Consider the following 24,604-nt stretch of genomic DNA (forward strand, 5'->3'; position numbering starts at 1 on the left):
GTGAAGGGGGCCCCGAGCAAAGGGCCCCCTTCTGCCGTAGCCGGATCAGGTGTTCCAGGTGCGGGTGCGCAGCGGCAGCCCGGACGCGCCCGACTCCGGGGTGCGGACCGCCAGGACCTGGTTGACGCCGATCCGGTTGCGTTCGAAGGCGAGCGCGGAGGCGGCCATGTACAGCCGCCAGACGCGGGCGCGGCCGGCGCCGGTGAGGCGGACCGCGCGGTCCCACTCCCCCTCCAGGTTGGCGACCCAGCGGCGCAGGGTGCGGGCGTAGTGCTCGCGGATCGACTCCACGTCCCGCACCTCGAACCCCGCGCGCTCCAGCTGGGTGACGGTGGTGCCCACGGGTGCGAGTTCGCCGTCCGGGAAGACGTAGGCGTCGATGAACGGGTCGACGGCGTACGACGACTCGTCCTGCTGCGGGCGGCGGGCGATCTGGTGGTTGAGCAGGCGTCCGCCGGGCTTCAGCAGGTCGTGCAGCCGGCGGGCGTACTCCAGGTACCGCTCGGCGCCGACATGTTCGGCCATGCCGATGGAGGAGATGGCGTCGAACGGGGCGTCCTGCACGTCCCGGTAGTCCTGGACCCGGATCTCCACCCGGTCGGTCAGCCCCTCGTCGGCGACGCGCTTGCGGGCGTACGCCGCCTGCTCCTGCGACAGCGTGACCCCGACGACGCTCACCCCGTGCTCCCGGGCCGCGTGGATCGCCATCGAGCCCCAGCCGCAGCCGACGTCCAGCAGCCGCCGACCTGGAGTCAGGCCGAGCTTGGCGCAGATGAGTTCGAGCTTGTCCCGCTGGGCGGTCTCCAGGGTGCCGGCGTCCTCCCAGTAGGCGCACGAGTACACCATCGAGGGGCCGAGGACGATCTCGTAGAAGTCGTTGCCGACGTCGTAGTGGTGGCTGATCGCCTGCTTGTCGCTGCGCCGGGTGTGCAGATGCCGGCGCGGTCTGCGGACCTCCTCGCGCGGCGGGGCGGGCGGGAGCGGCGGCCCGGCCAGCTTCAGCAGTTCGCGGGCGGCGGCCCGGACGGCAGGGTCGCGCAGGGACTGGAGGAGTCCGGGGGCGTCCTCGCCGCGCTCCCAGACGAGGCCCGCCAGGGCGTCGAGCGCGGTGTACAGGTCACCCTCGATGTCCAGGTCACCTGCGACCCAGGCGCGGACGAGGCCCAGCTCGCCCGGTTTGAACAGCATGCGGCGCAGGGCCCGGCGGTTGCGCACGACGAGCGCCGGCGCGTCCGGCGGCCCGGCCTCCGACCCGTCCCAGGCACGGATCCGTACCGGGAGCGGGACTCCCAGCCCCTGCTCGGCAAGACTCCTCAGCCGCGACGCGGCGTCGGCCATGGCGCACACCTCCAAGACGAGATCCCGGATGCCGGTAACCACGTAAACACCGTTGGCCCTCCGGCGCAGCCCCGCAAAGGAGTTACAACTGAGCAAAACAGCTGTATGGGCGCAGATGGGGTGCGGAGTGTGCGCGAAACCGCGCCATCGGTCAAGCCACGACTTGCAGGGGCATGACGCGCGCCGGGGGCCCGGCCGTAATGGATGACGTACCGGGCTTCCCCTTCTCCTCATCGGATGTGCATTGCCATGATTCGTCTTTCCAAGGTCCAGCGTCTCGCCCTGCTCGCCGCCTCGACGACGGTGATCACCGGAGGTGTGCTGGCGCACGGCTCCGCGTTCGCGGCCACGGCGGCTCCGCACACCGCAGCCGTCACCGCCACCGCCACCGGCCGCCCCGACGCCGCCACGCACTGGCAGCAGATCACCGACCGCAGCGGTATCACCGTCCGGCTCCCCGGAAAGCCTCAGGTGAAGACCAAGTCCGTCAACGGAGTCGACCGCCGTGCCTATGTGGTGCCGACCGGATACGGGGCACTCCGCTTCTCGGTCTTCGACGGGCCCGCCGGCTCGGATCCGAACAGCCCGTGGGACCTCAAGGGAGGTCTCAAGTCCTCACTGGACGCCTACAACAGAGGCGCTGCCAGCGGAAAGCTGACCAGCACCGATGTCCAGGAGGGCAGGGACTCCGGCCACCACTATCTGGAGGCGAAACTCGTCGGCACCGACGGAACAACGGGACACATCCGCGTCATCGACCTCGGCCAGCACGCGATCGAGATCATGAACGTGGGCACCGGCGACCAGCAGCATGCCGTCGACCAGGACTACCAGCAGGTGCTCCAGAGCATTCACGTTCCCCACGGCGGCACCCCGCAGGACCCGCAGGCACCCGCCCAGTCCATCTGACCGGGACGACACCGGCCCCGGCGAGAGCCGGGGCCCGCACACCCCGAAGGACCTCCCGCACCACGGATGGCAGGAGGTCCTTCGGGGTGTTTGCCGAGCAACATGCCGAGCCACGCAGATGGGGTGCGGAGTGTGCGCGAAACCGCGCCATCGGTCAAGCCACGACTTGCAGGGGCATGACGCGCGCCGGGGGCCCGGCCGTAATGGATGACGTACCGGGCTTCCCCTTCTCCTCATCGGATGTGCATTGCCATGATTCGTCTTTCCAAGGTCCAGCGTCTCGCCCTGCTCGCCGCCTCGACGACGGTGATCACCGGAGGTGTGCTGTCGCAGGGCAGCGCGTTCGCCGCCACGCAGTGGCAGAAGGTCACCGACTCCCCGAGCGGCATCACCGTCCGGCTCCCCGGAAAACCCGTGGTGCACAAGTACAGCGATCAGGGAGTCAACAGCCGTGACTACGTGGTGCCGACCGGGTACGGGGCCCTGGGCTTCTCGGTCTTCGACGGGTCCGGCAAGGCCCCGACCAAGCCGTGGGACCTCAGGACGGGCCTCAAGGCCGCGGTGGACGGCTACAACAGCACCGACACCCGCGCCCGGCTGCACAGCACCGACGTCCACGCCGGCACCAAGGACGGCGACCACTATCTGGAGGCCAAGCTCGTCGGCGCCGACGGCAAGGTGGGGCACATCCGCCTCGTCGACCACGGCAAGCAGTCGATCATGGTCATGACCGTCGGCACCGGTGCCCAGCGGGCCACCGTCGACCGGGACTACCGACAGGTGCTCGACAGCATCAAGGCCCCGCACCACGGCCCCCGGCAGGCCGAGGGACCCGCCGTGGCCACCTGACGGGAGCGTCCCCCGGGCCCGGCGAGCGCCGGTGTCCGCACACGCCGAAGGGGCCGCCCGCACCACGGATGGCAGGCGGCCCCTTCGGCGTGTTCACATGACCGGGGTCAGGAGGCCTTGGCCTTCTCCTCGGTCTTGGCGGCGGCGACCGGCGCCGGCTTCGCGGCCTCGTAGAACTCCTCGCGCGGGTTCTCCATGGCGCCCAGGGAGACGACCTCGCGCTTGAGGAACATGCCGAGCGTCCAGTCGGCGAAGACGCGGATCTTGCGGTTCCAGGTCGGCATCGCCATGCCGTGGTAGCCACGGTGCATGTACCAGGCGAGGCGGCCCTTGAGCTTGATCTTCATCTTGCCCATGACGATCATCGCCACGCCCTTGTGCAGGCCGAGACCGGCGACCGCACCCTTGTTGGCGTGCTCGTACTCCTTCTGCGGGAAGCCCCGCATACCGGAGACCACGTTGTCGCCGAGGACGCGGGCCTGGCGCAGCGCGTGCTGGGCGTTCGGCGGGCACCAGGCGTTCTCGTTGCCCGCCTTGCGGCCGACGAGGTCCGGGACCTGTGCGTTGTCACCGGCGGCCCAGATGTAGTCCGTGCCCTTGACCTGGAGGGTCGGCTCGCAGTCCACGTGGCCGCGCGGGCCGAGCGGCAGACCGAAGCGGGAGAGGGCCGGGTTCGGCTTGACGCCGGCGGTCCACACGATCGTGTTGGAGTCGACCTCGAGGCCGTTCTTCAGCACCACGTGGCCGTCGACGCACGAGTCCATGGAGGTGGAGAGGTAGATCTCCACACCGCGGCCCTCGAGGTGCTCCTTGCCGTACTGGCCGAGCTTGGGACCGACCTCGGGGAGGATCTTGTCGGCGGCGTCGACGAGGATGAAGCGCATGTCCTCACGGGACACGTTCTTGTAGTACTTGGCCGCGTCCCGGGCCATGTCCTCGACCTCGCCGATGGTCTCCGCACCCGCGAAGCCACCGCCGATGAAGACGAAGGTGAGCGCCTTGCGGCGGATCTCCTCGTCGGTCGTGGAGTCGGCCTTGTCCAGCTGCTCGAGGACGTGGTTGCGCAGACCGATGGACTCCTCGATGCCCTTCATGCCGATGCCCTGCTCGGCGAGGCCGGGGATCGGGAAGGTGCGGGAGACCGCGCCGAGCGCGATCACGAGGTAGTCGAAGGGCAGCTCGTACGCCTCGCCCACCAGCGGGGCGATCGTGGCGACCTTGCGGTCCTGGTCGATGGTGGTGACCCGACCGGTGAGGACCTCCGCCTTCGGCAGCACGCGTCGCAGCGGGACGACGACGTGGCGAGGGGAGATGTTGCCGGCGGCGGCTTCGGGGAGGAAGGGCTGGTAGGTCATGTACGACCGGGGGTCGACGACCGTGACGGTCGCCTCTCCGTAGCGCATCTTCTTGAGAATGCGCCGAGCTGCGTACAGGCCTACGTACCCACCGCCTACTACGAGGATCCTGGGACGCTCCGTGGTGCTCATGCCATCGAGTATCCACCCGCCTCAGAGGGGGTGCTCGTGCGCCCCTTCACAAGCTCTGACAGGGCCTGTGCTACACTCCGCGACCCGCGTGACGCAGATCATGAGTGCCGACGGGAACCGCAGTACCGCCGGGGCCGTTGCCAATGCCGTGTGAGCTGCCTCTCCGGGCCGGCGGGGCGGCCGTGAGGGTGCCGTGACACCCCCGGAACGACCCTTTCCGCGGCAGCCCGCATCCGCCATCTGAACATGTTCAAACGACCTTTTGGCGCCCGGAAGGGCCAACCGGCACCTTTTCGCGGCCCGACCGGGCCGAATTCCTTGTGAAGAACTTCACGAACTTTCCCGGAGCGGTCGCGACGAAGGGGCCCCGAAGGGCCCCTCCATGCCGCTCAAACGTTATCCGACCTGCTCAGCAGTCGGCTACCCGCTAGTAACAAAAGAGAGCTACGCCACCGACCACGCGATGCCGTCGAGGATGTCGTGCTCGCTCACCACGACCTCCTCGGCGCCGATCCGCTCCATGATCGCGAGCAGTACGAGGGCGCCCGCGCCGATGACGTCGACCCGGCCGGGGTGCATGGACGGGATCGCGGCGCGCTCGGCGTGCGTGGAGCGCAGCAGCCACTCGGTGATCTCGCGCACCCGGTCGCGGGAGACACGGGAGTGGTGGATGCGCGCGGAGTCGTACTCCGGCAGCTCCTGCGCGATGGCCGAGACGGTGGTGACGGACCCGGCGAGGCCCACCAGCGTGCGCGCCTCGCGCAGCGGGACCGTCTCCTCGGCGAGGTCCAGGGCCGCCTCGATGTCCGCCCGCATGGCGGCGATCTGCTCCTCGGTGGGCGGGTCGCTCACCTTGCCGTCGTGCACCAGGTGCCGCTCGGTCATCCGCACACAGCCGACGTCCACGGACCGCGCCGCCCGGACGTGCTCCTCGCCCACGACGAACTCGGTGGAGCCGCCGCCGATGTCCACGACCAGGTACGGCTTGGCGAGGTCGGCACGCCCCTTGAGTTCCTTGGTGGCCCCCGTGAAGGAGAACTCGGCCTCCTGGTCGCCGGAGATGACCTCGGGCTCGACGCCGAGGATGTCCACGACTCCCCGCACGAAGTCGTCCCGGTTCTCGGCGTCCCGGGAGGCGGAGGTGGCGACGAACCGCACCTCGGCGGCGCCGAGTTCACGGATGACCTCGGCGTACTCCCGGCACGCGGCGAAGGTCCGCTCCAGCGCCTGAGGTGCCAGCCGGCCGGTGCGGTCCACGTCCTGGCCGAGCCGGACGATCGTCATGCGCCGGTCCAGCTCCAGCAGTTCGCCGGTGGCGGGGTCGACGTCGGCGACCAGCAGCCGGATGGAGTTCGTGCCGCAGTCGACGGCGGCTACCCGGGAGAAGCCCTCCGGAACCATCGGCCGGTACGCGAAGAAGCCGCTGCGGACCTCTGCGGGGTCGGACACGGCACCCTCCTCACCGGGATGCTCGTCCGCCGGGTCGGGCGCCTGGAGCGGCTGCACACAGGGCCCCTTGCGCCACCACTCCGGCAGCATCGCGATCGCCTCGTCGCCGAGCGGGTTCACCCCCGGGCCCGCGGCCAGCGAGTGGGCGACCAGCACGTGCAGGCACTTCACGCGGTCCGGCATGCCGCCCGCGCTGGGGAAGCCCTCCAGGACCTCGATCTCGTCCCGGCGCCGGATGTAGTCCTCGTGCGCGGCCCGGTAGGCGGCGGCCAGCTGCGGGTCGGTCCGCAGCCGCTCCGTCATCTCCTTCATGACGCCGTCCGCCTCCAGCGTCCCGATCGCCGAGGCGGCGCGCGGGCACGTCAGGTAGTACGTCGTCGGGAAGGGCGTGCCGTCGGGCAGCCGGGGTGCCGTCTCCACGACGTCCGGCTGACCGCACGGGCAGCGGTGTGCGATGGCCCGCAGGCCCCGCGGCGGGCGGCCGAGTTGCTGCTGGAAGGCCTCGACGTCGGCGTCGGTGGGCTCGGTGCGCTCAGTGGGCGGCGGGGGCGTTTCCATGACTGCTTTTTCGTCAGGCTTTCTGTCGGTTCACTGGTCGGAGGCGTCGGACTTGTCGACGCCGTCCCAGACGTTCGCGTACCAGGGCCGGCGGGCGGCCCCGAGGTCGGCGCGGGACTGCTTGGCCACACCCGGGTCGATCACCACGTACCCGGTCTCCCCGGGCAGCACATAGTGCAGCCGGCGCCGGATCTGCTGCTCGGCGTAGGAGTCGTCCTGCCAGCGCGCCTTGAGGTCGCGCAGCTGCTCGACCCGCTTGCGGGCCTGCTCCTGCTGCCGCTGGAGGTCGGAGATCTGCGCGCGCTGGGAGACGTACTGCCGCATCGGATAGGCGAGCGCGACGATCAGCGAACACAGCACCAGCGCGAGCAGCGCCGCACGGCCGGTGAGCCGGGAGCGGCGGGCCTGGCGCCTGGTCTGGGAGCGGTAGACCCGGGCCGCCGTCTGCTCGCCGAGCAGCCGCAGCCTGGTCGCGGTGGAGAAACGGTCCCGGTCCTTCACGGCCATCTGGCTTCTCCCGCCTCCCCTTGCCGGTGTCCTTCACACGTGCGTACGTCCCCGGACACGGTACGGGACCGGATACGGGGACGTACGTACGACTGGCTAAGACTTGGCCCGGGTCGGCTCAGCCCTTGGAGACCTCGTGGGTCCCCTTGAAGCGCGGGAAGGCGCTGCGGCCGGCGTACACCGCGGCGTCGTCGAGGATCTCCTCGATGCGCAGCAGCTGGTTGTACTTGGCGACGCGCTCGGAGCGGGCCGGGGCGCCGGTCTTGATCTGGCCGCAGTTGGTGGCGACGGCGAGGTCGGCGATGGTGACGTCCTCGGTCTCGCCGGAGCGGTGGGACATCATGCACTTGAAGCCGTTGCGCTGGGCCAGCTCGACGGCGTCCAGGGTCTCGGTCAGCGAGCCGATCTGGTTGACCTTGACCAGCAGGGCGTTGGCGGTGCCCTCCTCGATGCCGCGGGCGAGGCGCTCGGGGTTGGTGACGAACAGGTCGTCGCCGACCAGCTGGACCTTGTCGCCGAGGCGGTCGGTGATGACCTTCCAGCCGGCCCAGTCGTCCTCGAACAGCGGGTCCTCGATGGAGACGAGCGGGTAGGCCGCGACGAGCTCCTCGTAGTACTCCGTCATCTCGGCGGCGGAGCGCTCCTTGCCCTCGAAGAGGTACTTGCCGTCCTTGTAGAACTCGGAGGCGGCCACGTCGAGCGCGAGGGCGATCTGCTCACCGGGGACGTACCCGGCCTGCTTGACGGCCTCGAGGATGAGGTCGAGGGCCTCGCGGTTGGAGCCCAGGTTCGGGGCGAAGCCGCCCTCGTCGCCGAGGCCGGTGGACAGGCCCTTGGACTTCAGGACGGACTTGAGGGTGTGGTAGACCTCGGCGCCCCAGCGCAGGGCCTCGGAGAAGGACTCCGCGCCGATCGGGGCGATCATGAACTCCTGGATGTCCACGTTGGAGTCCGCGTGCGAGCCGCCGTTGAGGATGTTCATCATCGGCACCGGCAGCAGGTGCGCGTTGGGGCCGCCCAGGTAGCGGAAGAGGGGGAGGTCGGACGCCTCGGAGGCGGCGTGGGCGACGGCGAGGGAGACGCCGAGGATGGCGTTGGCGCCGAGGGAGCCCTTGTTGTCGGTGGCGTCCAGGTCGAACATGGCCTGGTCGATCAGGCGCTGCTCGGTGGCGTCGTAGCCGACCAGCTCCGGGCCGATCTGCTCGATCACGGCGAGGACGGCCTTCTCGACGCCCTTGCCCTGGTAGCGGTTGGGGTCGCCGTCGCGGAGCTCGATGGCCTCGAAGGCGCCGGTGGAGGCGCCGGACGGGACGGCGGCACGACCCGTGCTGCCGTCGTCGAGGCCGACCTCGACCTCGACCGTGGGGTTGCCTCGGGAGTCCAGGATTTCCCGGGCTACGACGACGTCGATGGACGGCACGAGCATCTCCTTCTGGGATGTGACGCTGGAAGTGCAGGGCGTTCTGCCTTACGGCTGTGCCTTGCGACTAGAGCCTAACCGTCCCCGGGGCGTCGGCCACCGACCGACCGTCCCGTGGACAGGAGGGACACGCAGACGGTACCCATTGTTCACCCTCGGAACAAAGGGGCCTGCCGGTGAGGCCCGGCTGAAGAGTGGGCGAACAGCGCGCGGAAACGAAAGACCCCGCCAACGAAAGACCCCGCCCCGGCGCGTACGGGGGAACACGCGCCGGGGCGGGGAGCCCGTGGGGACGGGGGTGGCCCTCACGAGGCCTTCAGTGCGGGCCGGAATGTGAGGGCGCTGTGGGCCCGTGCGGAGCCAGGTGTCACTTCAGGTGCAGCTGCTGGCCCGGGTAGATGAGGTTCGCGTCCTGGACGATGTCCTTGTTCAGCTGGAAGAGCTTCTGCCAGCCGCCCTTCACACCGTGCTTCTCGGCGATGGCGCTGAGGGTGTCACCCTTGACGACCTTGTACTCGCCGTCGCCCTTCTTGACCTTCTTGCCGGTCGGCGTGGTGACGGTCTTGCTCGCCTTCGGGGCCGTCCGCGTGGTGGAGCGGGTGGCGGCCTGCTGGCCGGTGGAGCGGGTGGCGGTGCTGCTGGACTTGGTGGTCGTCGGGGCGGAGCCGTTGTAGGCGGCGCTGGTCAGGCCCGTGCCGCAGACCGGCCAGGCGCCCTTGCCCTGGCCCGCGAGGACCTTCTCGGCGATGGCGATCTGCTGCGCCTTGGTGGCGAGGTCGGCACGCGCGGCGTAGGCGGTGCCGCCGTACGCGGCCCAGGTGGAGTTGGTGAACTGCAGACCACCGTAGAAGCCGTTGCCGGTGTTGATGGACCAGTTGCCGCCCGACTCGCACCGGGCGACGGCGTCCCACTGGGAGGCGGTGGCGGCGGAGGCGTTGCCGGCCGCCATCAGCGGGGCGGCGACGGCGGCGCCGGTGACGCCGGCGAGCGTGATGGCGCGGATGGCCTTGGACGGACGACGGTGCTTGCCCTTGCCGGAGAACAGCATGGATCGATCCCCTCACCGACGCCTGCGAGGTGAGCTGTCGGGTTCGGGCCGGTTGAGTTGCCCGGCCGCGCACTCGTTCATCCGAGGCGCGGCTTCACCCCAAGCCGGTCCAGCGTCAACCGCTGGGCCCGGCGCTTACCTTGGGTCCCCCGCTCCTGCCTACGGCGCTTGACGCGACGACTGTTCCCGGGCAGTCGCTGGCAGGATTCGGCGTTGCGACGGCCGGGGCTCGTGGTGACGAGCGGTCCTGACCGTAGACACGCGATCGGCGGAATTTCAAAGACGATCAGGGCTTCTGAGACTCATCCCACACTTTCGCCAAAACGGACATCAGTCGCGAAACGTGGCGTCAACTGCCGCCGTTCGCCGCCCTATTCGTCCCCGACTTTCAGGGTCTGACCGGCGGTGATGTGGTTCGGGTCGGCGCCGATGACCTTCTTGTTGCTGTCGTAGAGCGCCTGCCACCCGCCATCGACGTCAAGGGAGTCGGCGATGGAGACGAGGGAGTCGCCCTCACGGACGGTGTAGGTGCCCGTTTCACGGCTGGCGTGACGTCCGGCAGATGTGGCGTTCTGACCGTTTGTCACGCTTTCGTCCGCACTCTCACCGCGGTGACGTCCGCCACTGCTGAGCGCACCGGTGTCGACCAGGCTCCAGGAACCGGCGCTCTGCTGGTATTTGTCTGGGTTGTCGGCGCCCGAGGTGGCCGTGGGAGAGCTGTCGCCCCCCTGTGACGTTCCGCCGTCGCGCGAGCCGGACTTGTCGGTCTTGTCGGATTGGGGGGTGCTGGTCCCGGCGGAGTCGCCGGTGCCGTCCGGGGTCCCGGTGGTGTGCTCGCTCGGGGTCGGCGTGGCGCTCCCGTTCGAGGGGGAACCGGTGGAGTCCGAGCCGGAGGAGTTCGAGGCGGAATCGGAGCCGGAGCCCGAACCGGAGTCCGGGGAGGACGAATCCGGCAGACCGGACGAGGCGGAGCCGCCGGCCGAGCCGGACGCGTCACTCGAACCGCCGTTGCCGGAGCCGCCGACGCCGGGGTCGACGTCGACCGAACCGGAGTGGGAGGTCAGCCCGGCGGTCAGCGCGCACATGGCCCACGGCTTGGTGCCCTGGTCGGCGAGGATCTGCTCGGCGACGGCTATCTGTTGGGAGCGGCTGGCCTGGTCGGCACTCTCGGCGTACTGCGTGCCGCCGTACTTGTCCCAGTCGTCCTGGGAGATCTGCAGACCGCCGTAGTAGCCGTTTCCGGTGTCCGCGCTCCAGGAACCGCCGCTCTCGCACTCGGCGACCTTGTCCCACGTGGTGCCGTCGGCCGCGCTCGCACTGGCGGCGCCGAGCAGCGGGATGGCGATGGCGGAGCCGGTCACGCCGGCCGCGACGAGGAGGGCCGGAGCCTGACGGGGGCGACGGTGACGACCGTTCCCGGAGAGCATGCGGAAGCCTTTCGTGCGACAGCAGGACCGGCGCGGCGAAGTGGTGCCTCCTGCCACGCTGATGGGTGAACGTATCGGCAGACGATCACTTGTCACAAGTTCATGCCGCGCAGATCACGTGAAGATCACAGAGTTGAATGTTTGCCATCCCCTTCTCGCGCGACACCGAAACTCCCGTCCCGTCCGCTTTGTCACCCACCGGGGCCGCGCCGGGGATCCCCGGCGCGAACGTCCCGTCGTCGCGTGCTCGCGGGATCGCCGCGCCCGAGGAGTGCCCCTCTTACAGGCTGTGGGCGCTGATGTCGCCGTAGGCGGTGGTCGCGTGGATGTTCAGACCGGCGGCGCCGTCGGTGTTCCTGAGCGCGTTGTGGATCCGGCCGTAGGAGGTGCCGGCGTCCAGCGACGCGGAGACTCCGCGGGCGGCGCCGACCGAGATCCCGCCGTGCTCGGTGCGCAGCGTGACCGTGCCGCACACGGCCTCGGTGATACGGAGGTCGCCCTTCTGGGTGCTGATCCGTGCGGGGCCGCCCAGGCGGCCGACCGAGATGTCGCCGGACTGGAGGGTCAGCTGGGCGCTCGCGGTCTCGTCGAGTTTGACCGTGCCCTGCGCGCCCTCGAAGGTGACGTCGCCGAGCCGTCCGACGCCCCGGAACTCGCCGAGGGCAGACTTGCCCTCGACGCGGGAGCCGGCGGGCAGTTGGACGGTCAGCTCGATGGATCCGGAGTTGCCGAGGATCCGGTTCTTCGCCTCCGGGGCCTCGATCCGCAGGACGCCGTCGCCGTATGCGACCTCGATCCGCTCCGCCGCCTTCACGTCGCGGCTCTTGGCGGCGTCCGCGGGCAGGACCTCGACCGTGGTGTCGGCCCGGTCGGCGGCGATGAACCGGATGTGTCCGGCGGGGATGTCGAGGACGACCGAGACCGGGGCGGGGGTGTCGAACTTCTGCATCGTGCGCTCCTTCTGCTGTATCGCGGACTCCTCGAGCCTGCGTTTCCGACTACAGAAACGCTACGTTGCATTCACATATCTGGCAACGCTCTCGTTGCATGCAAGCACTATAAGCACTGGTAGATGCCGTGAAATCATTGCAATGGTCTGGAAATCAACGCAACGCCGCCGAGTCTGTTCGTTGCACTTGATTGAGCGTGAACGCTACGGTGGAGACACCACGGACCACGAAGGAGACCGCGATGCCGGGAGGCAGACTCACCCAGCAGGAACGCCAGCAGATCGCGCTGGGACTGGCCGACAGCCTCGCCTACGCGGAGATCGCCAGACGCCTCGACCGCCCGACCTCGACCATCACCCGCGAGGTCATGCGCAACGGCGGCCCCACCGCCTACCGTGCCGACCTCGCCCACCGCGCCACCGAACGCCGCGCCCACCGCCGCAGAAAGGCCGTGCCCCGGGACCCCGGCACGCTCCCGCAGGCGCACGGACGCGACGCCGAAGCCGTACGCGAGTACGAGGAGACGTTCACCACCGTCTTCATGCAGTCGGGCCTGCCCAGGATGACCGCCCGGGTGCTGGCCGGCCTCTACACCACCGACGCCGGCAGCCTCACCGCCTCGGAACTCGCCGGGCACCTCCAGATCAGCCCGGCATCCGTCTCCAAGGCGGTCGCGTTCCTCGAGAGCCAGGGCCTCATCCGCCGCGAACGCGACGAACGCCGACGCGAACGCTATGTCGTCGACGACGACGTGATGTACCAATCCACGATGGCCGCCGCCCGATCCACCGCCCACCTCGGAGAGATCGCCCGGCAGGGCGTGGGCATCCTCGGCCCCGGCACGCCGGCCGCCGCCCGCCTGGAGAACATCGCCCGCTTCGTCGACTTCGTCTCCGAGAGCATCGCCCGCGCCGCGGACCAGGCCCGCGAGATCCTCCACACGAAACCCGAAACGACCCCGGACAGCGCTACCTGAGCCACCTACAGGCCGGGGCGGTCACCCGGCTTTCTCACCCGTCGGGAACGGCGGCGCCTCACGCCCGGCGCGCGGGGCGGCCGCGACCATGGACTCGACATGACCCACGGGGGCTTCCCGCAGGAGGAACGCGATGGCGCGGCACACCCGGCTGCCCGGCGAGTCCGCGGAGTACCTCGCCGCACGCGAGGAACTCCGCGACGCCGAGATCGACCTCATGCGCCACCGCGAGAAGGTCGCGGCCCTGCGCAGGGCGCTTCCGCAGGGCGCCGCCGTCGACGACTACGTCTTTCTCGAAGGCCCCGCCGACCTCGACGCGGGCGACACACCCGTCCGCGAGGTCAGGCTGAGCGAGCTGTTCACCGGCCCCGGCCGGCCGTTGATCGTCTACCAGTTCATGTACGGCAAACGGCAGACCGACCCGTGTCCGATGTGCACCCTGTGGATCGACGGCTTCAACGGCGTCGCCCACCACGTCGCCCAGAACGCCGACCTCGTCGTCGTCGCGGCCGCCGACCCGCCCACCCTGCGCCGGCACGCCCGGAGCCGCGGCTGGTCCCGGCTGCGGCTGCTGAGCGCCGGGGACAGCACCTTCAAGTACGACCTGGGAAGCGAGGACGAGGACGGGGTGCAGGACTCCACCGTCTCCGTCTTCACCCGGGACGCGGACGGCACGGTCCGCCACTTCTACTCCGCCCATCCACGCATGTCCGAGGACATCGACCAGCGCGGCATCGACCTCCTCAGCCCCGTCTGGCACCTCCTCGACCTGACGCCGGGCGGCCGTGGCGACTGGTTCGCCGGCCTGGACTACTGATCGCCGCTGCCCGCCCGGGCCGGCGTGAACTCCACGGGCAGGGTGCGCAGGCCCCGCATGATGAGCCCGCCGCGCCACCGCAGGTCGGCCGGATCGACGGCGAGCCGCAGGTCGGGCAGGCGGGTGAGCAGGGTGGCGAGCGCGGTCTGGCCCTCCAGCCGGGCGAGCGGCGCGCCGAGGCAGTAGTGGATACCGTGGCCGTAGCCGAGGTGCTGGTTGTCGCGGCGGGCGAGGTCCAGCACGTCCGGGTCGGCGAACCGCTCCGGGTCCCGGTCCGCCGCCGCGAGCACCACGAGCACCGGGTCCCCCGGCGCGATGTCCTGTCCGCCGATGGTGAGCGGCTCGGTGGCGAACCGCCAGGTGGCCAGCTCCACCGGGCCGTCGTAGCGCAGGAGTTCCTCCACTCCGGTCTCCAGCAGGTCCCGTTCCTTCCTGGCCAGGGAGTCCTGGAGGCGCTCACGCTGCTCGGGGTGGGTGAGCAGGGCGTAGGTGCCGTTGCCGATCAGGTTCACGGTGGTCTCGAAGCCGGCGAACAGCAGGATGAAGGCCATCGCCGCGGCCTCGTTCTCCGTGAGGTGCTCGCCGTGGTCCGAGGCGCGGATGAGACCGGAGATGAGGTCCTCGCCGGGCGCGGGCTCGGCGGGCAGCGCCTCGCGCTTCTTGTGGATCAGCTCGGCGAGGTAGCCGCGCATCTTCTTCACGGACCGGGCGACCCCGCCGCGCGGCCCTCCGCCGTGCCGGATCATCATGCCCGCCCAGTCCCGGAAGTCGTCCTGGTCCTCGCGTGGGACGCCGAGCATGTCGCAGATGGCGTAGATGGGCAGCGGGAAGGCGAACTCGTGGATGAGGTCGGCGGAGCCTTTCGCCGCGAACCGGTCGATGAGCCGGTCGGTCAGCTCCTGCACCCGGGGCGCGAACTCGGCGACGCGGCGCGGGGTGAACGCCTTGCTGACCAGCCGGCGCAGCCGGGTGTGGTCCGGCGGGTCGATGTTCAGCAGATGGGTCATCAGCTCGGCCTTGCGCTCGCCGGGGATGCCGGTCTTGCCCTTGGCGTGCGCGGGCTCGTCGTGATGCGCCGGGTTCTTGCTCAGCCGCTGGTCGGCGAGGGCCTGCTTGGCATCGGCGTACCGGGTGACCAGCCAGGCCTCGACACCGCTGGGCAGCCGCGTCCGGTGCACCGGCGCGTGCTCGCGCAGCCAGGCGTAGGCGGGGTAGGGGTCGGTGGCGAACTCCCAGGTGAACAGGGCGGGAGCGGAGTCCGGGGCCGGGTCGTGGGCGGACTGGGGGTGGGGCTGGTCGGTCACTCTCCGACCGTATCCGCATCCGGGTGGGCCTCCGCGTCCCGGTGGTCGCCGGTGGCCTCGGGTATCGCCTCGGGGGCGACTCCCTCCGCCTTCCGGATGGCGTCCCGGTACGCACGCGCCGCCGCGCGCAGGGCCGCCTCCGGGTCCACGCCCTCCGCCTCGGCGCGGGCCGCCAGGGCCAGCAGCTGATAGCCGATGCCCTCGCCCTGCGGGAGCGGCACGTCCAGGCCCGCCGTGCGCGCGCGGGAGGCGAGCTTGGCTGCGAGGGCCAGGCCGGGCTGTCCGAGCGGGACGCCCTCGGTGACCGAGGTGCGCCGCTTCTCCTCGGCCTTGGTGCGCAGCCAGTGCTCCTTGACGTCCTCCGGTGTCTCGGCCTTCTCGTCGCCGAAGACATGCGGGTGGCGGTGGACGAGCTTGGCGACGATGCCGCCGGCCACGTCGTCGACGGAGAACGGCGCGTCCGGGTGCTCCTCGGCGATCCGGGAGTGGAAGACGACCTGGAGCAGGACGTCGCCCAGCTCCTCGCGGAGCTCCTCGCGGTCGCCGGCCTCGATCGCCTCGACCAGTTCGTACGACTCCTCGATGGCGTACTTGGCCAGGCCCTCGTGGGTCCGCTGGGAGGACCAGGGGCATTCGGCGCGGATGCGGTCCATGACCTGCACGAGGTCCAGCAGCCGGGCGCCGGGCAGATCGTAGGAGGCCGGGAGCAGTTCCAGCTCGGGCATGGTGACGCGGCCGGAGCCGGCCAGCCGGGCCAGGCCGTCGGTGAGCGCGGGCTCCCCCTCACCGGTGGCCACGACCACCACCGTCCGCCCGCCGGCGCAGGCGTCGACGAGCTCCTGGGCGGTGGGGGACGCCTCCTCAACCGCTATGCCGGCCTCGCGCAGATACGGCAGCTGCGGATGCGCTCCGTCCGCGCACAGCACGGCGTCGGCGGTGCGCAGGGCCTGCCAGGCGGGCCAGGACAGCAGACCGGGGGCGACGCGGTGGCTGGTGGTGAGCAGGACGATGCGACCGGGGTCGGTGGCGGGGGCGAGGTCGGAGCTGGATGCGTTCACGATCCGAACGTAACCCACGGCGGCGGGGAGCGGATTCGGTTGTCCACAGGGCGGGGACGAACATGTGATCGTATGACCGGGCCTGCTCGGTTGCCCGAGCCGGCCCGGCTGCCCGGCCGTACCGTTCCGGCGCCCGGCCCGGCCTCGCTACGCCGTCACCGGCTGCCCGCCCGAGGCCGTCGTGACCTCCCGTACCCAGGGTGTCCGGGCGTCCACGCGGCTGCTCTTCTGCACGTCCCAGGTGCCGTAGCGCGGGTTGAGGTCGATGTGGAGTTCCTGGGACGCCTTCGACAGTGCCTTCCAGAAGGCGGGCTGGGTGGTGTCGGTGCCGAGCTGCCGGGCCAGCTTCTGCGCCTCCAGCTGGAGCCGGAGGTTGTCGTCGAGGCGGGCGGGGGCGATGCCGTACTTCTGCAGCCAGGCGGTCTGCAGCCCCTTGGCGCCACCGGCCTGCTGCTCCAGCCCGGTGCGCATCTGCTGGACCTCCTCGCGGCTGACCGTGATGCCCGCGTCCTGCGCGGCGCGGTGCAGCACCCGGTCGAGGACCATGTTGTGCAGGGTGTCCCGGGTGAGGCTGCTGGTGGAGGCGAGGACCTGCTGGTACTGGGTCTCGTCCGGCACCGCGGCCCGCTGCGCCCTGCGGACCTCGTTGACCCGGCTCTCCAGCTGGGCGACGGTGATCCGCTGCCCTCCCACGACGGCCGCGGCGCCCGGGTGCGCATCGTTTCCGCAGGCGGTCAGCAGGGGTGCCGCGGCGGCGATCGCGGCGGTGAGGACGAGCGCGGTGCGACGGCGGCGGTGCAAGGAAACCTCCCGAGGAGATTGTGCGACGGTGCACAAAGTCTTGCGGTGATCGATGGTAGGCAGCGCCTCAGCTCAGGCCAACCCATTCGACCAACGATTCATCAGGACTTCGGGCACCGTCGCACCGGCGGAACGCCCCCATGTGACGGCAGGGGGCTTGTCCCGCGCGGCGACCGGCCTCAGCCGATGATGGCGACGGGCCCGTCCCACGCGTCACGGTCCACGGTGATCGTGTAGCCGTTGCGCGTCTCCTTGCTGTTCACGATGTACTGGTGACCACGGCTGTGATCGGTGAACTGGGTGGAGCCCCACGGCCAGTCGGTGGTCGTGGTGTACTGCTTGTCCCACAGCGCGTACCAGAGGTTGCCCGGCAGGTCCGTCTTGTCGGTTGCGGTGGCGATCGCCTTGGCGCTGGAGCTGGTGAAGCCGTAGAAGCCGGTGCGGTAGATCTTGGCGCGCAGTTCCTTGTCGAAGGCCCGCACATACGTCAGCACGGCGTTGTTGCACGACGTGTTGGTGATGTCGTACGGCTCCATGTCGAGGAAGACCGGGCTGCCGGGCTTCATGCCGAGCCCGGACGCCTTGGCCGCCGCGTCGTCCGCATCGGTCTTGCCGAGCGAGGCGGCGGTGGTGGCGGTGAGCTTCTCCGGGTTGGAGCCGGACTGGCAGGGCGGCTGGGCCCCGACGTAGATCGGGATGAGCTTCCAGCCGGTGGAGTCGACCGACTTCACCCAGGAGGCGGTGAGGTTGGGCTGGCTGCAGCCTCGGTTCCTGCCGCCGATGTAGACCGCCGCCGCCCCGTAGAAGCCGGTGTGCCAGGCCTTCATCGCCGACAGCGAGGGCGCCGCGCAGGTGTCGAACGCGTGGCCGGTGAACGTCTTCTGCTCCGGCCAGGTGGTGGCGGCCATGGAGGTCTGCGCGGCGATTCCGGCGCCGGCGACCACAGCGGCTCCGGCCACCGCCCACGTGCTGAATCTGCGCTTCTTCGACTGCCGATGGCCGGCCATGGAACCCACCCCTGTCGTACGTGCCTGGCAAAGCGAAGCGCAACCTATCCGGCGCCGATCAAGCCTTCGGGAAACCCAATCCCCTGACGATCACAAAGTTCTGCCAGGAAACGGCAAAGAACTATCCGCGCACCTGCCCGAGCCACTGCAGGGTGCGCCGGATCTCCATGGCCATCGGATAGCCGGGGCCGTGCAGCCGCTCCACGTCCATCAGCAGCCGGGCGAGGGTGTCGTGGGCGGACGGCCGGTCGCCGAGGGCGAGCAGGAGATGGCCGATGCGCCGGCGGACGTCGTGGGCGAGCTGCGGGTCGCCGGAGACGTACTGGTTCTCGTAGTACGGCAGCAGCGCGCGGTACTCGGCGAGGGCCGCCGCCGGCTGGCCCAGCTGCTCCAGGCACTGCGCGGCCTCGTAGCGGTAGCGCAGGGACTGCGGGTCGGCCTGGCCGGCCTCGGCGGCGCGTTCGTCGGCGAGGCGGCGCAGTTCGGGCAGCGCGCGCCGGTACTGGCCGTCGTCCATGAGCGTGGCCGCGTACTGCTTGCGCAGGGTGCGCACGACCGGGGAGTGCTCGCCGTGCTGCTCGGCGGCGGCGGGCAGGATCGCGCCCAGGATGTCCACGGCCTGGGTGATGCGCCCCTCCCCGAGCAGGCGCTTGACCTCGTCGACGGCGGCGGCGACATCGGGCTTCCCGGCTACCTGCGGGGCCGACGCGACGGGGGCGGGCTGGGGCGCGGGGGTCCGCGCGCGGTCCGGCCAGGGGGCGTGCGGACGCAGGAAGGGGCGCGTGGGGTCCAAGGGCGCCCCGGTGGGCGTCCCGCGCGCGGGCAGGAGCGCCGCCAGGTCCTCGTACACCTCCTGCGCGGACGCCGGCCGGTGCTGCGGGTCCTTGGCGAGCAGCCGCAGCACGAGCGTCTCCAGCGCCTCGGGGACCTCGGGGCGGATACGCCGCACGGGCAGCGGGGGCTCGTACAGGTGCCGGTGCAGCACCCCGAGCGCCGTGGAGCCCGCGAACGGCACGTCGCCGCTGAGCAGTTCGTGCATCAGCACACCGAGCGCGTACAGGTCGGTGTACGGGCCGACCGCGCCGCCCATCGCCTGCTCCGGCGCCATGTACGCGGGCGAGCCGATCGGGGAGCCGGTGTGGGTCAGGCGGGTGGTGTCGGTGTCCATCACCGAGGCCACGCCCAGGTCGAGCACGGTGACCGTGCCGTCCTGCTTCACCATCACGTTGCGCGGCTTGAGGTCACGGTGCACGATCGGCACCGCGTGCACGGCGCTCAGCACGGCGCACAGCTGCGCGGCCACCGCGACCGCCCACTGCCACGGGTACGGGTCGTGCTCGGCGAGATGGTCGGACAGGTCGGCGCCGTCGACGTACTGCATGACGAGGAACAGCTCCTCGCCCTCGCTGCCCGCGTCGTGCACGGTCACCAGGCCTGGGTGGTCGACCTGCGCGGTCACCCGGCACTCGCGCATGAACCGGCGGCGCAGCTCGTCCGCCTCCTGGCCCGCCACCTTGTCGGGGCGCAGCAGCTTCACCGCCACGCGCCGGTCGAGCCGCCGGTCGTACGCCGTCCACACCTGGCCCATGCCACCCTGCCCGATGAGCGTGGACAGTTCGTACCGGCCGGCGACGACACGTCCTGTCGCCACGGTCACCTTCCGCCCTCATGGCCGTCGTGCCGGCCGTCGTGCTTGCGCAGGTAGTCGCTCAGCTCGTCCAGTTCGGCGCGTACCTGGTCGATGTGGCTGGGCGCCGGGCGCTGCGGCGGCGGGGTGGCCGGCGGTGGCTGGGGCGGGGGCGTGTGCGGCACCGGGGGCGGGGTGTGCGGGGCGACCGGGGCCGGCGGGAAGGGCGTGTCGCGGCCCGCCCGACCGACCGGCCTGGTCGGGACGGTCGACGGCGTGTACGGGTTCGCGGGGCCCGGATAGGCGTATCCGGCCTGCCCGGCCCGCTGCGCCGCGTACGCCTGCTGCCGCAGCGCGAAGTGGCGGATGTCCGCGGCGAGGTAGTAGGCGGTCCCGGCCACGAGCGTGCCGAGCAGCAGGAACATGCCGAAGTAGCCCACAGAGGTGTGGATGTCGTCACCGGGCTCGGTGCCTATCAGCACCAGGCTGAGGACGTCGGCGACCAGCGCGGCGGCGAACAGGCACCAGTCCAGCCCCCGCCGCGTGACGATCGCCAGCCGCAGCAGCATCACCCAGGCCAGGAGGCCGATGCTGAAAAACCCGGTCGCCACGAACAGCACCCGCAGCAGAACCAGCCACGCGGTGTGCGGCGGCTGCTTCACCGGCTGTCCGTAGCCGAGGCCTTGCATGACTGCTCCTGATGCCTGAGGTGGGCGTACGTGCCCGACCGGCGTGCTCCGTCGGGCGGAGAACGCCGGTCGTGCGCTTGTCGCTTCGAGCATATGACCCGACACGGACAAGGACACGGACAGGCGTCCTGGTTGTACCGAACCGTTGTCCTGCCCACACCGGCGATCAGTCGGGCGTCACCGTACCGTCGGTGAGGCCGTCGTACATACCGCGCACGAGTTGTTCCCCGAGCCGGCTCGCGTGGCGCAGCGCCCGCTCGAACTCGTCGAGTGCGCGGAAGCGCGCGCCGTAGCGCCGCTGTTCGTCCAGCGGGAGCCGGGGCAGCTGCAGACGGCGCACGTCCAGGCGGGTCGCGGTGGAGGCGTAGCTGCTGGCCTGCCGGTTGTTCGCGGTGCCGCGCAGGAACCCGGCGAGGAACCACGGGTCGAGTGCCGTGCGATCGGGGCGCAGCAGCACGAGGTTGCGCCCCAGGGCGGCGCCCCCCGTCGCGTCGTCGATCACGCGGGCCACCGAGCCGCCGCCCATCACCGGTACGACGACGTCGCCCGGCTCGGTCAGCACCGCCTCCTCCTCGCTCTCCGGAAGCGTCCCGGAGGGCGCCGTGCCGGCGAGCACGTCGTGGTCGGTGAGCACGGGCACGCGCGCGTGGCCGCCGTTTCCGCCGGTGCGCATCATCAGCGCGCCCCCGCGCGCGAGTTCACCGACGGTGGTGAGCGGCCAGCGCCCGCCCGGCGCGGGGGCGGCGGGCGGCGGAGTGAGCTCGGCGGTCAGGCGCAGGGTCTCACCGAGGCGCTCGCGCACCGCCGTGAGCTGCTCCGCGCCGTCGGCCACGGCCGCCGGCGGCAGATGGCGGGCGGGGGCGAGGTCGACGTCGTCGTCGAGGAGTTCGATGACCGGCACGGAACGCGCGAGCCCCGGCCGCTCCGCCAACCGCCCCCCGCGCTCGAAGGCGCGCCAGGCGTCCAGGACGGTCTCGCGCACCGCCGGCCAGTCCGGGCCGCCGCGCCCCTCCCCGGCGAACCTCCCGGTGTCGACGAGCAGCACCTCGGGCGACGCCGGCGTCCGGTCGGGCCGGCGCATCACCCACACGTGCAGCGGGATGCTGTACGGCGGTGCCGCCCCGACCGGCAGCGCGACCACGGCCCGAAGCGCGCCCCGGCGCAGCAGGTCGGCGCGGATCCGACGCCCGGAACGACGGGAGGCGGCGGCCGGCGGCATCAGCAGGACCGCCGTACCACCGTCGGCCAGCCGGGCGAGCGCGTGCTGCACCCAGGCCAGTTCGGACTCGGTGCGGGCGGGGAAGCCGTACTCCCAGCGGGGGTCGTAGGCGAGTTCGTCGTGGCCCCAGTTGCGCTCGTTGAACGGCGGATGGCACAGCACCGCGTCGGCGCGCAGCTCGGGGAAGGCATCGGCGCGCAGGGTGTCACCGGCGGCACCGCGCACGTCGGCCCGGGAGCGCAGCGCGAGCCGCAGCGCGGTGAGCGCGGCCAGGTCGGGTGCGCTGTCCTGGGCGTAGAGCTCCTGGTCGGGGCGGGTGTCGACGGCCCGCAGCAGGGCGCCGGTGCCGCAGGCGGGGTCCAGGACGGTACGGGCGGGGCCGGCGAGGTCGGCCATGAGACCGGCGAGTTCGGCGGGGGTGAGCGTGTACTGGCGGGGGTTGGCGTCCAGGTGCCGGCCGAGCAGGAACTCGAAGGCCTGCCGCGCCCCGATCTCGGCGGCCAGCTCGGCCGCACCGCGCAGGAGCGGGGCGGAGGGGAGGAGTTGGGGGCCGGTGGGGGTGCGGAGGGCGGGGGTGTGCGGGGCGGGGGTGCCCGGGGTGGCGGTGGGGGTGCCCGCGGTGGTTGTGGGGGTGGCGTCAGCGGCGGCGGGGTGGTGAACGACTGGTGGGGTGTTCACAGGCCGGCCGGGCGGTGAGGAGTTCACATCGGATGTCGTGAGCGCCGGATTCACAGCGCGCCCCGAGGGATCCACGTTCACACTGGCTGCCGCGGAGCCTGCGTTCACACCAGACGCCCCGAAGCCTCCGTTCACATCGCGAGCCGTAAAGCCTTCGTTCACAGCGGCCGCCGCAGCACCCGAGTTCGGATCAGCCGTGGCGGACGAGGTGTTCACACCCCCCGCCTCGCCGGACGTGTTCACAGCAGAACCCGCGCCCGCGGACCGCCGGCCGTGCGCCGCCCGCCCCCGCACGCTGCCGAAACGCGCTGTGAGCACCTGCTCCAGCACGTCCGGCAGCATCGCGGCGAGGCGCACGTCGGAGCCCGCGCTCGCGTCGAGCCAGACGGTGGGGCGCTCGTGGATCAGCAGCAGGGCACAGCCCGCGTGCACCAGGGCGGTCAGCGGGCCCTCGGGATGTCCGACGAGCTGTTGCCAGACGCGTTCACGCAGCGGGACCTCGGCGAGTTTGCCCTGCTTGCGCAGCCAGGCCTCGACCTCGGCGAGCGCGAAGGAGGGGCTGGTCTCGGTGCCGCCGACCGGCTTGGGGAAATCGGCGTGCCGGCGGCGCCAGTTGCTGACGGCGGCCCGGCCCACTCCGGCGAGCCGGGCGATTCCGGCCGCGGTCACCTCTGTCGCGTTGTCCTGCACCGGCCCCGCTCCCCTCGTCCCGTGTGTGACGCCGAGCATACCGGCGTACACAAGATCCGTGCATTCACGGCGTGTACTCATCAGACCATGCGCACCATGTTGACTCGGTTCACAGGCTCTGCTCTTATTGACCCAGCGAACAAGCGGCCACCGGAGGGGGAGGCCGCCGCTTTGGGGAGGGATTCGCCATGGGCATCAAGGCCAAGGTCTCGCTGGGCGCCGTCGTGGGGGTCGTCGTCATCGCTGCCGTGTCGGCGAACGCCGGCAGCAATGGCAAGGACGGCGGTTCCGGCGGCAGCGACAAGGGCTCTTCCGCCTCCGCCGAGCACACCCCCGGCGGCACGAAGGGCAAGAAGGACTCGGGGGCCGGCCAGGCGGCCGGGAAGAAGAAGGCCGCCATCGCCGGCGACGGCGAGTACCAGGTCGGCTCGGACGTGAAGCCGGGCACGTACCGCACGACCGGCAACTCCGACGACATGTGCTACTGGGAGCGCGCCAAGGACGCCAAGGGCGAAATGGACTCGCTGCTGGCCAACGACAACGTCACCGGCACGAGTTACGTGACCATCAAGCCCACCGACAAGATCTTCAAGTCCAGCGGCTGCAAGGACTGGGAGGCCGTCGACCCGAAGGCGAAGGGCACGCCCGCCTCCTCGGTGGACGGCGACGGCGGCATGTACAAGGTCGGCACGGACATCGCGCCGGGCACCTACAAGTCGACCGGGAACACCGCCGACGACAACTGCTACTGGGAGCGCACCAAGGACGCCGAGCACGGGACGAACTCGATCATCGCCAACGACAACGTGACCGGCACGGCCATCGTCACCATCAGTCCGGGCGACGCCTACTTCAAGACCACGGGCTGCGGCGACTGGAAGAAGGCGGCCTGAGCCGGCGCTTCCCACCGCCGCCCACCCGAACACCGCTCACCCGAACACCGCTCACCGCACCCGTCCCACCGGCTCCGGCTGCCCGGGCGCCGCCCCGCGCAGCCGGACCCGGTTCCGGACCCCGTACGGCATGCCGTACACACTTCCCCCGAAACACCACCTGCTGAAGGACTGCCATGCGTCTCTCCCCCCGTGCCGCCACACTGCTCGCCGTCGCGGCGCTCCCGCTGGCCCTCACCGCCTGCTCCGCCGGCTCCTCCGCCGGCACCGGCGGCGCGGGCGCCAAGCCGGCCAAGGCGAAGGACCTGAACGCCGGTCTGCCCACCGGTACGCGGTTGAAGGGCGCGCTGGCGCCCGCGTCGGCCTTCCCCGCCGGGCTCAAGCTGGAGTCCGACGGCGCCGCCGATACCGGAAGCCAGTTCCTCTCGCCGTCCGCCAGGAGCACCGCGAAGCCGGACTGCACCAGGCTGGGGGGCACGTCCTGGATCCAGGTGACCGGCTACAAGGGGGGCGTGTCGTTCGCGCAGAACGACTACGCGAGCCACGACAAGACCCAGGAGGTCGCCCAGGAGGTCGACGCGTTCCAGGGCACCACCGCGAGCTCGGTGCTGAAGCAGCTGCAGACCGTCGCCGGCGAGTGCGCCACGTTCACGGACACCGACACGCACGCCAAGGTGAAGGTCACGGGCAAGTCCACGGCCAGGCTCGGGGACGAGGCCTACACGATGACGCTGACGAGCGGCGCCTGGCAGAACGGCACCACGCTGATCGCGGCCCGCTCCGGCAACTCCGTGGTCACCGTGCTGTCCACGGCGGGCACCGACAACGGCGCCACGTCCGCGAAGAAGGTGACGACGACGGTCCTCGCGGCGCTGAAGAAGGGGTGAAGCCGGGCGGCCAGGC

The 24,604-nt window shown here is 71.2% G+C and carries 21 protein-coding genes, 1 pseudogene and 1 riboswitch; of the genes and pseudogenes, 6 read left to right on the forward strand and 16 right to left on the reverse strand.

Going from position 1 to position 24,604, the window contains the following annotated elements:
• Nucleotides 1–45: 45 nt before the first annotated feature.
• Complete coding sequence (locus ACZ418_RS12415; RefSeq protein ID WP_468361138.1) at nucleotides 46–1,338, reverse strand: class I SAM-dependent methyltransferase; 1,293 nt, start codon at nucleotides 1,336–1,338, stop codon at nucleotides 46–48.
• Between the two features lie 249 nt (nucleotides 1,339–1,587).
• Between ACZ418_RS12415 and ACZ418_RS12420 the strand changes: the two genes are divergently transcribed.
• Complete coding sequence (locus ACZ418_RS12420; RefSeq protein ID WP_468361141.1) at nucleotides 1,588–2,247, forward strand: hypothetical protein; 660 nt, start codon at nucleotides 1,588–1,590, stop codon at nucleotides 2,245–2,247.
• Nucleotides 2,248–2,499: 252 nt separating this feature from the next.
• Nucleotides 2,500–3,096, forward strand: a complete 597-nt coding sequence (locus tag ACZ418_RS12425; RefSeq protein WP_468361144.1) for a hypothetical protein — start codon at nucleotides 2,500–2,502, stop codon at nucleotides 3,094–3,096.
• Between the two features lie 107 nt (nucleotides 3,097–3,203).
• Here the strand turns inward: ACZ418_RS12425 and ACZ418_RS12430 are convergent, their stop codons facing one another.
• The 8 genes and pseudogenes from ACZ418_RS12430 to ACZ418_RS12465 all read right to left on the reverse strand — a co-directional run bounded on the left by ACZ418_RS12430 (nucleotide 3,204) and on the right by ACZ418_RS12465 (nucleotide 11,941).
• Complete coding sequence (locus ACZ418_RS12430; protein WP_468361146.1) at nucleotides 3,204–4,583, reverse strand: NAD(P)/FAD-dependent oxidoreductase; 1,380 nt, start codon at nucleotides 4,581–4,583, stop codon at nucleotides 3,204–3,206.
• Between the two features lie 444 nt (nucleotides 4,584–5,027).
• Entirely contained in the window at nucleotides 5,028–5,984 is a 957-nt protein-coding gene (locus ACZ418_RS12435) for a Ppx/GppA phosphatase family protein (RefSeq protein ID WP_468362309.1), read from the reverse strand.
• Nucleotides 5,985–6,188: 204 nt separating this feature from the next.
• Nucleotides 6,189–6,590, reverse strand: a pseudogene (locus tag ACZ418_RS12440) (DUF501 domain-containing protein); the annotation flags it as partial.
• A gap of 30 nt (nucleotides 6,591–6,620) precedes the next feature.
• On the reverse strand, nucleotides 6,621–7,097 hold the full coding sequence (locus ACZ418_RS12445) for an FtsB family cell division protein (protein ID WP_468361149.1): 477 nt from the start codon (nucleotides 7,095–7,097) through the stop codon (nucleotides 6,621–6,623).
• Between the two features lie 118 nt (nucleotides 7,098–7,215).
• Nucleotides 7,216–8,523, reverse strand: coding sequence for a phosphopyruvate hydratase (gene eno / locus ACZ418_RS12450; RefSeq protein WP_468361152.1), 1,308 nt, complete (start codon nucleotides 8,521–8,523; stop codon nucleotides 7,216–7,218).
• A 361-nt stretch (nucleotides 8,524–8,884) separates the two neighbouring features.
• Entirely contained in the window at nucleotides 8,885–9,565 is a 681-nt protein-coding gene (locus ACZ418_RS12455) for a transglycosylase family protein (RefSeq protein WP_468361155.1), read from the reverse strand.
• A 4-nt stretch (nucleotides 9,566–9,569) separates the two neighbouring features.
• A riboswitch (cyclic di-AMP (ydaO/yuaA leader) is annotated at nucleotides 9,570–9,742 on the reverse strand.
• Nucleotides 9,743–9,936: 194 nt separating this feature from the next.
• Nucleotides 9,937–10,992 (reverse strand): transglycosylase family protein, encoded by a 1,056-nt coding sequence (locus tag ACZ418_RS12460; RefSeq protein ID WP_468361158.1) that lies wholly within the window; start codon nucleotides 10,990–10,992, stop codon nucleotides 9,937–9,939.
• Nucleotides 10,993–11,272: 280 nt separating this feature from the next.
• On the reverse strand, nucleotides 11,273–11,941 hold the full coding sequence (locus ACZ418_RS12465; protein WP_468361161.1) for a DUF4097 family beta strand repeat-containing protein: 669 nt from the start codon (nucleotides 11,939–11,941) through the stop codon (nucleotides 11,273–11,275).
• 242 nt (nucleotides 11,942–12,183) lie between these two features.
• Between ACZ418_RS12465 and ACZ418_RS12470 the strand changes: the two genes are divergently transcribed.
• Nucleotides 12,184–12,918, forward strand: a complete 735-nt coding sequence (locus ACZ418_RS12470; protein WP_468361164.1) for a GbsR/MarR family transcriptional regulator — start codon at nucleotides 12,184–12,186, stop codon at nucleotides 12,916–12,918.
• A gap of 133 nt (nucleotides 12,919–13,051) precedes the next feature.
• Entirely contained in the window at nucleotides 13,052–13,735 is a 684-nt protein-coding gene (locus ACZ418_RS12475; RefSeq protein WP_468361167.1) for a DUF899 family protein, read from the forward strand.
• Here ACZ418_RS12475 and ACZ418_RS12480 read toward each other — a convergent pair.
• From ACZ418_RS12480 to ACZ418_RS12510, 7 genes are all read right to left on the reverse strand, one after another.
• Complete coding sequence (locus ACZ418_RS12480) at nucleotides 13,729–15,039, reverse strand: cytochrome P450 family protein (protein WP_468361169.1); 1,311 nt, start codon at nucleotides 15,037–15,039, stop codon at nucleotides 13,729–13,731. The genes ACZ418_RS12475 and ACZ418_RS12480 overlap by 7 nt on opposite strands.
• Entirely contained in the window at nucleotides 15,036–16,097 is a 1,062-nt protein-coding gene (locus ACZ418_RS12485) for a nucleoside triphosphate pyrophosphohydrolase (protein ID WP_468361172.1), read from the reverse strand. Before ACZ418_RS12485 ends, ACZ418_RS12480 begins: the two co-directional genes overlap by 4 nt.
• Before the next feature lie 147 nt (nucleotides 16,098–16,244).
• Nucleotides 16,245–16,898, reverse strand: coding sequence for a SurA N-terminal domain-containing protein (locus ACZ418_RS12490; protein ID WP_468361175.1), 654 nt, complete (start codon nucleotides 16,896–16,898; stop codon nucleotides 16,245–16,247).
• Between the two features lie 179 nt (nucleotides 16,899–17,077).
• Complete coding sequence (locus ACZ418_RS12495; protein ID WP_468361178.1) at nucleotides 17,078–17,905, reverse strand: glycoside hydrolase domain-containing protein; 828 nt, start codon at nucleotides 17,903–17,905, stop codon at nucleotides 17,078–17,080.
• Nucleotides 17,906–18,026: 121 nt separating this feature from the next.
• Complete coding sequence (locus tag ACZ418_RS12500) at nucleotides 18,027–19,520, reverse strand: protein kinase domain-containing protein (protein ID WP_468362311.1); 1,494 nt, start codon at nucleotides 19,518–19,520, stop codon at nucleotides 18,027–18,029.
• Between the two features lie 38 nt (nucleotides 19,521–19,558).
• Complete coding sequence (locus tag ACZ418_RS12505) at nucleotides 19,559–20,221, reverse strand: hypothetical protein (protein WP_468361181.1); 663 nt, start codon at nucleotides 20,219–20,221, stop codon at nucleotides 19,559–19,561.
• Between the two features lie 166 nt (nucleotides 20,222–20,387).
• Nucleotides 20,388–22,808 carry an N-6 DNA methylase gene (locus ACZ418_RS12510; RefSeq protein ID WP_468361184.1) on the reverse strand — a complete coding sequence of 807 codons (2,421 nt, stop codon included), beginning with the start codon at nucleotides 22,806–22,808 and terminating at the stop codon, nucleotides 20,388–20,390.
• Between the two features lie 188 nt (nucleotides 22,809–22,996).
• Here ACZ418_RS12510 and ACZ418_RS12515 point away from each other — a divergent pair, with 188 nt between their 5' ends.
• Both ACZ418_RS12515 and ACZ418_RS12520 read left to right on the forward strand, forming a co-directional pair.
• Nucleotides 22,997–23,701, forward strand: coding sequence for a hypothetical protein (locus tag ACZ418_RS12515; RefSeq protein ID WP_468361187.1), 705 nt, complete (start codon nucleotides 22,997–22,999; stop codon nucleotides 23,699–23,701).
• Between the two features lie 176 nt (nucleotides 23,702–23,877).
• On the forward strand, nucleotides 23,878–24,588 hold the full coding sequence (locus ACZ418_RS12520) for a hypothetical protein (RefSeq protein WP_468361189.1): 711 nt from the start codon (nucleotides 23,878–23,880) through the stop codon (nucleotides 24,586–24,588).
• Nucleotides 24,589–24,604 lie beyond the last annotated feature (16 nt).

It is taken from the genome of Streptomyces sp. NPDC030820, assembly GCF_055572075.1.

Bases quoted from the DNA above. Each gene is read 5' to 3' on its own strand.
- ACZ418_RS12495 (WP_468361178.1), bottom strand. From the start codon at position 17,905: ATGGCCGGCCATCGGCAGTCGAAGAAGCGCAGATTCAGCACGTGGGCG.
- ACZ418_RS12515 (WP_468361187.1), top strand. From the start codon at position 22,997: ATGGGCATCAAGGCCAAGGTCTCGCTGGGCGCCGTCGTGGGGGTCGTC.
- ACZ418_RS12445 (WP_468361149.1), bottom strand. From the start codon at position 7,097: ATGGCCGTGAAGGACCGGGACCGTTTCTCCACCGCGACCAGGCTGCGG.
- ACZ418_RS12465 (WP_468361161.1), bottom strand. From the start codon at position 11,941: ATGCAGAAGTTCGACACCCCCGCCCCGGTCTCGGTCGTCCTCGACATC.
- ACZ418_RS12520 (WP_468361189.1), top strand. From the start codon at position 23,878: ATGCGTCTCTCCCCCCGTGCCGCCACACTGCTCGCCGTCGCGGCGCTC.
- ACZ418_RS12475 (WP_468361167.1), top strand. From the start codon at position 13,052: ATGGCGCGGCACACCCGGCTGCCCGGCGAGTCCGCGGAGTACCTCGCC.
- ACZ418_RS12470 (WP_468361164.1), top strand. From the start codon at position 12,184: ATGCCGGGAGGCAGACTCACCCAGCAGGAACGCCAGCAGATCGCGCTG.
- ACZ418_RS12415 (WP_468361138.1), bottom strand. From the start codon at position 1,338: ATGGCCGACGCCGCGTCGCGGCTGAGGAGTCTTGCCGAGCAGGGGCTG.
- ACZ418_RS12425 (WP_468361144.1), top strand. From the start codon at position 2,500: ATGATTCGTCTTTCCAAGGTCCAGCGTCTCGCCCTGCTCGCCGCCTCG.
- ACZ418_RS12460 (WP_468361158.1), bottom strand. From the start codon at position 10,992: ATGCTCTCCGGGAACGGTCGTCACCGTCGCCCCCGTCAGGCTCCGGCC.
- ACZ418_RS12455 (WP_468361155.1), bottom strand. From the start codon at position 9,565: ATGCTGTTCTCCGGCAAGGGCAAGCACCGTCGTCCGTCCAAGGCCATC.
- ACZ418_RS12435 (WP_468362309.1), bottom strand. From the start codon at position 5,984: ATGGTTCCGGAGGGCTTCTCCCGGGTAGCCGCCGTCGACTGCGGCACG.
- ACZ418_RS12420 (WP_468361141.1), top strand. From the start codon at position 1,588: ATGATTCGTCTTTCCAAGGTCCAGCGTCTCGCCCTGCTCGCCGCCTCG.
- ACZ418_RS12430 (WP_468361146.1), bottom strand. From the start codon at position 4,583: ATGAGCACCACGGAGCGTCCCAGGATCCTCGTAGTAGGCGGTGGGTAC.
- ACZ418_RS12505 (WP_468361181.1), bottom strand. From the start codon at position 20,221: ATGCAAGGCCTCGGCTACGGACAGCCGGTGAAGCAGCCGCCGCACACC.
- eno (WP_468361152.1), bottom strand. From the start codon at position 8,523: ATGCTCGTGCCGTCCATCGACGTCGTCGTAGCCCGGGAAATCCTGGAC.